Here is a 4,979-nt window from a genome sequence, read left to right as displayed (position 1 = left end):
GCCCCGTACCGCTCCGCCCCGCCCCGCCCCTACCGGTTGGACCACCCGCGCCGGCACAGCACCGGTCGACAACCGTCGGGGGCCTCGAGGGTGACGCCCCACTCGTTCCGGATGTGGCTGCGAGCGTCGACGGACACGAGGTCCTCTCCCCCGGGTGTTCTCCTCGGCACCGAAACCGCACGCCGATCCGCTCCGCGGCGTAGGGGTTCCCCGCTCAGGGAAGCATCGGCCGTCCGGCGGGGACCGGGGTCCTACGACTACGACTGCTCGCCGCGCCGCGGAATCCCGTACGCCCGCTCCACCCGCAGCCGCAGCACGAGGCGGCGGTCGCGGACCATGGCGGTGCGGTAGTCGTCCCAGTCGGGGTGCTCACCGTTGACGTCGCGATAGAGCCGGATGAGTTCCTCCACCGTCCCGTCGTGCGGGTCGGCGGCGACGGGCGACAGTTCGGCGGTGCCCTCGGCGACCGTGTACGCCCACCGGTCGGAGGTCGTCACGTGGTAGGAGGCCCGGGGATCGCGCCGCAGGTTGCGGGTCTTGGCGCGGTCGTCCGTGAGCGAGACGCGGATCAACCGCTCGTCGGGATAGTAGGCGTGGTTGACGTTCGACAGCTGGGGCCGCCCGTCCTGCTTCAGGGTGACGAGCACCCCGCCGTTCTCGTCGCCGATCAGCCCCAGCAGGGCCCACTGTGTGTCCTGTGTCATACCCGGCTCAACGGGGCACACGGGGTCGGGGGTTCCCGACGGGATTCGCCGGTGTGTTCCCGTCCGCGGGCGAGGTGCGGCACGGTCCGGGCTGGGTATGCCGCAATCGGTTCGTGAGCGTGATCGAAGGAGTGCCATGGGAGTGCTGCGGCAGGAGGCCGACCCGGAGGAGACCGGCCTGGACGCGAAGGCGCTGGGCCGGCTGGACCGGCACTTCGCGCACGAGGTCGACGAGGGGCGGCTGCCCGGATTCCTGGTGTCCGTCGCACGGGGCGGGCGGATCGCCCACCTCACGGCGTACGGGCGGCGGGACGTCGCGGCCGGGCTGCCGGTGGAGAGCGACACCCTGTGGCGGATCTACTCGATGACCAAACCGGTGACGGCGGTGGCCGCGCTGACCCTCGTGGAGGAGGGCCGGCTCTCCCTGGACGACCCGGTCGGCCGCCACCTGCCGGCGTTCGCCGAGCCCCGCGTGTACGAGAGCGGCTCCGGCGACGGGATACGGACGCGTCCTGCCGCGGGCCCCCTGCTCGTACGGCATCTGATGACCCACACGGCCGGGCTGACGTTCGCCTTCTACCACGCCCATCCCGTGGACGGCCTGTACCGCGAGGCCGGGCTGGACTCGTCCGTGGCACCGGGAACGGACCTCGCCGGGACGGTCGACGCGTACGCGCGGCTGCCGCTGCAGTTCGACCCGGGGACGCAGTGGAACTACTCGGTCGCCTCCAACGTGCTGGGGCGGATCATCGAGGTGGTCTCCGGGCAGCCGCTCGACGTCTTCTTCGCCGAGCGGATCCTCGGCCCGCTGGGGATGACGGACGCCGGGTTCCACGTCACCGGCGAACAGGCCGGGCGGCTCGCGGAGTTGTACGGGGAGACGGACGGCTCCGGCGGCGGTGCCCCCTACGGCCTCGAGCCCGTCGCCGGGCTGCCGCTGCACGGCCGGCCCCGGTTCCTGTCCGGCAGCGGGGGTCTGGTGGCCTCGGCCCACGACATGCACCGCTTCATGGAACTCCTGCGGCGGCGGGGCGAGCTGGACGGCGTCCGGCTGCTCGCTCCCCAGGCCGTGGACCTGATGACCCGCAACCAGCTTCCCGGTGGCGCCGATCTGCGCGCCTTCGGCAGCCGTCCGGCCCACGACGAGCCCGGCAACGAGGGGATCGGCTTCGGACTCGGCGTCTCCGTCGTCGTCGACCCGTCCCGTACGCGGGCCCCGTCCGGCCTCGGCACGTACGGCTGGACGGGGGTCGCCACCACGGCGTTCTGGGTCGACCCGGGCCGCGACCTGACCGTGCAGTTCTACACGCAGGTGCGGCCCAGGTCCTCCCACACGGTCTTCCGGGACCTCAGGCGGCTCGTGCACGAGGCCGTGACCGGCTGAACCCGCTGCCGCCGCCCGGCCGGGGGCGCCGTCAGGACCAGTGCGCCACCGCGTCGAGGTGGGGCAGGTTGTGGTCGAGGCGCTCCCGCTTGGTGCGCAGGTACGTGATGTTGCTCTCGCACGGCGGTATCAACAGCGGTACCTGCTCGGTGACCTGGACGCCGTGCCGCTGCAACGCGTCGCGTTTGCGCGGGTTGTTGGACATCAGCCGGACCGACTCCACCCCCAGGTCCCGGAGGATGCCGGCGGCGACGCCGTAGTCGCGGGCGTCCACCGGCAGGCCGAGGGCGAGGTTCGCCTCGACCGTGTCCAGCCCCTCCGCCTGCAGGGCCATCGCGCGCAGCTTCGCCAGCAGGCCGATGCCGCGGCCCTCGTGCCCTCTCAAGTAAACAACGACGCCCGCTCCTTCGGCGGCCACGGCGCGCAGCGCGGAGGCGAGCTGGTCGCCGCACTCGCAGTGCTGGGAGCCGAACGCGTCCCCGGTCAGGCATTCCGAGTGCAGCCGGGTGAGGACCTGGTCAGTGCCGATGTCTCCGTAGACCAGGGCGACTTGTTCGTCACCGCGGTCGTGGTCCAGGTAGCCGACCGCCTGGAACTTTCCGTACACGGTGGGCAACGGCGCATTCACGACGCGTTCCACGCCGGTCCGCTGCGAGGGCTTCTTGCCGAGTACGCCTATGTTTTCTGTCATGATTCTCGAGTTCCTAAGCAGAGACGAAAGGCCGTGAGGATATGAGTGGTTCAAAGCGGTCGGCGGCATACGGCCCGGTCCACGGTCTGTTGCCGGCGGATACTACAGAAGATGTACGGAAACGGGGCGCCGACGTCTCACGGCAGGTCGCGGTCCTTCCCGTCGGCAGTTTCGAACAGCACGGCCCGTTCCTGCCGCTGGCGACCGACACGCTGGTGGCGTGTGCCGTCGCGCGGGAGATCGCCGACGCGTACCCGGTGCATCTTCTGCCTCCGGTGACGATCGGCTGCTCGCACGAGCATGCGGCCTGGCCGGGGACCGTCTCCATCTCCTCCGTGACCCTTCACGCGGTGGTACGGGACATCGCCGACTCGCTGCGCCGGTCCGGTGTGGACACCCTGGTGGTGGTCAACGGACACGGCGGAAACTACGTACTCGGCAACGTCGTTCAGGAATCCTCCGCCCGCGGCGAACGCATGGCGCTGTTCCCCGCCCCGGAGGACTGGGAGAGCGCGCTCCGGCACGCCGGTGTGGCAACCTCACTGCTCACCGACATGCACGCGGGGGAAATCGAGACCTCCATCCTTCTGCACACTCATCCCGAATTGCTCCGACCCGGTTATGAGACCTCCGATCATGTCGCCGACGACCGGCGCCAGTTGCTCACGCTGGGAATGTCCGCCTATACCGATTCCGGTGTCATCGGCCGCCCTTCGCTGGGTTCCGCGGAAAAGGGCAGGGAACTCCTGGCGAGTCTGGTGGATTCCTTCGGCGCGTATTTCTCGATGCTCACCTCCAGTGGCGGCAGCGACGCGTAGTCCGGGGCGAGCGGCGCGCGGTCGGGAGCGTCCTCGGCGTGGGAGACGGGTGCGGGTGGGGCCGTGGCGGCGGCGCCCGTCCGCCGGCCGGCGCGCAGGCCGGCGTACCAGCGGGCGACGAGCACGAGCACACCGGGCAGGCTCGCCGCGAGGCTGAGCACTCCGTAGACCACGGCGACGGTCAGGCCCCGGCCCGCGCCCAGTCCCGCGGCGCCGAACGCCCAGGCGGCGACGCCCTCGCGGGGTCCCCAGCCGCCGACGTTCAGCGGCAGTGACATGGCGAGCAGCGCCAGGACGGCCAGCGGCAGCAGTTCGGTCACGGTCGCGCCGACCCCGGCGACGCGGGCGGCGAGGACGAACATCGCCAGGTATCCGGCGAGGACGACGACGGAGGAGACGAGGACGCCCGGCCCGTTGCGCCGGGACAGCAGCCCTTCGCGTGCCTCGGCGAGCGCCGACCGCAGGGCCCGGCCCCGGCGGGACGGCCGCGGCCGGTTCATGCGCAGGGCGAGGACGACGGCGCAGGCGCCCAGCACGGCGAGGCCCGCCGGCGCCGCCGTCTGCCGGAGGTCGTCCCGGACCGGGGACGGCAGGGTCAGCAGCATCACGGTCCCGGCGACGAACAGCGCGAGCTGTCCGGCCATCCGCTCCAGGACGACGGACCGCACCCCGCGGCCCAGGTCACCGGTGCTCTGCCCGTGCCGCACCGCGCGGTGGACGTCACCGAGGACGCCACCGGGCAGGGCCGCGTTCAGGAACAGGGCGCGGTAGTAGTCGGCGACCGCCGGGGCGAGCGGCAGCCGGATGCGCAGTCCGCGGGCCACCAGCGCCCAGCGCCAGGCGCTGAACACCGTGGTCACCAGCCCGATCCCGAGTGCCACCAGCAGGGACGGCCCGTCGATCCGGCGCAGCCCGTCGACGAAGACACCGGTGCCCAGGCGCCACAGCAGCACGGCGAGGATGACAACGCCGGCGAGGGTGCCGAGCCGGGTGCGTACGGCGGGGGTGTTGAGCCGGGCGAGAAGGGCGCGGAGGCCGGTTGCGGTGCCGTCGCCGGTGCGTTCGGGGTTCGGCGGGGAGCTCTCCGGCTCCGCTCCCCTCCCCGGCCCCGCCCCCGTCGTCGAGGCCGCGGGCTTCGCGACCGGCGTGCCCCGTGCCGGTGTCTCCGCCGCCCGGGCAGTCACGCCGCGCCGCCCACCGGCCGGCACAGGGCGAGCAGGTCGCTGTGGTGGACGACGACCCGCAGGTCGCCCGCGGCGCAGGCCTCCAGGCGCTCGGCCAGGTAACGGCCCGCGGGCTCCGCCAGTTCGGGGCGTTCCTCCACGGCCGCGCCGACCCAGCCCCGCAGCCCCTGCGCGGTCAGCCCGGCCTGCTCGGGGCCG

4 protein-coding genes and 2 pseudogenes are annotated in these 4,979 nt (G+C 72.7%); 2 read left to right on the top strand and 4 right to left on the bottom strand.

From position 1 onward, the window contains the following. Positions 1–257: 257 nt before the first annotated feature. Complete coding sequence (locus AOK11_RS13370; protein WP_055593914.1) at positions 258–704, bottom strand: TIGR03618 family F420-dependent PPOX class oxidoreductase; 447 nt, start codon at positions 702–704, stop codon at positions 258–260. A 136-nt stretch (positions 705–840) separates the two neighbouring features. Here AOK11_RS13370 and AOK11_RS13365 point away from each other — a divergent pair, with 136 nt between their 5' ends. After that, positions 841–2,088 (top strand): serine hydrolase domain-containing protein, encoded by a 1,248-nt coding sequence (locus AOK11_RS13365; protein ID WP_055593913.1) that lies wholly within the window; start codon positions 841–843, stop codon positions 2,086–2,088. A 31-nt stretch (positions 2,089–2,119) separates the two neighbouring features. Here AOK11_RS13365 and ribA read toward each other — a convergent pair whose 3' ends face one another. Further along, the gene (ribA, locus tag AOK11_RS13360; RefSeq protein ID WP_055593912.1) at positions 2,120–2,779 is read right to left on the bottom strand and encodes a GTP cyclohydrolase II; all 660 of its coding nucleotides are present in this window, start codon (positions 2,777–2,779) and stop codon (positions 2,120–2,122) included. A gap of 41 nt (positions 2,780–2,820) precedes the next feature. Between ribA and AOK11_RS39785 the strand changes: the two genes are divergently transcribed. Continuing rightward, complete coding sequence (locus tag AOK11_RS39785) at positions 2,821–3,597, top strand: creatininase family protein (protein WP_079034818.1); 777 nt, start codon at positions 2,821–2,823, stop codon at positions 3,595–3,597. 203 nt (positions 3,598–3,800) lie between these two features. Here the strand turns inward: AOK11_RS39785 and AOK11_RS46405 are convergent. Then, positions 3,801–4,550, bottom strand: a pseudogene (locus AOK11_RS46405) (lysylphosphatidylglycerol synthase transmembrane domain-containing protein); the annotation flags it as partial. Positions 4,551–4,777: 227 nt separating this feature from the next. Further along, positions 4,778–4,979 (bottom strand): annotated as a pseudogene (locus AOK11_RS13350) (hypothetical protein); the annotation flags it as partial.

It is taken from the genome of Streptomyces hirsutus (genome assembly GCF_001418415.1).
Classification (GTDB): Bacteria; Actinomycetota; Actinomycetes; order Streptomycetales; family Streptomycetaceae; genus Streptomyces; species Streptomyces hirsutus.
The sequence above is the reverse complement of the archived record's forward strand: the minus strand, read 5'-3'. Positions and strand labels throughout refer to the sequence as shown.

Bases quoted from the DNA above. Each gene is read 5' to 3' on its own strand.
- ribA (WP_055593912.1), bottom strand. From the start codon at position 2,779: ATGACAGAAAACATAGGCGTACTCGGCAAGAAGCCCTCGCAGCGGACC.
- AOK11_RS13370 (WP_055593914.1), bottom strand. From the start codon at position 704: ATGACACAGGACACACAGTGGGCCCTGCTGGGGCTGATCGGCGACGAG.
- AOK11_RS39785 (WP_079034818.1), top strand. From the start codon at position 2,821: ATGAGTGGTTCAAAGCGGTCGGCGGCATACGGCCCGGTCCACGGTCTG.
- AOK11_RS13365 (WP_055593913.1), top strand. From the start codon at position 841: ATGGGAGTGCTGCGGCAGGAGGCCGACCCGGAGGAGACCGGCCTGGAC.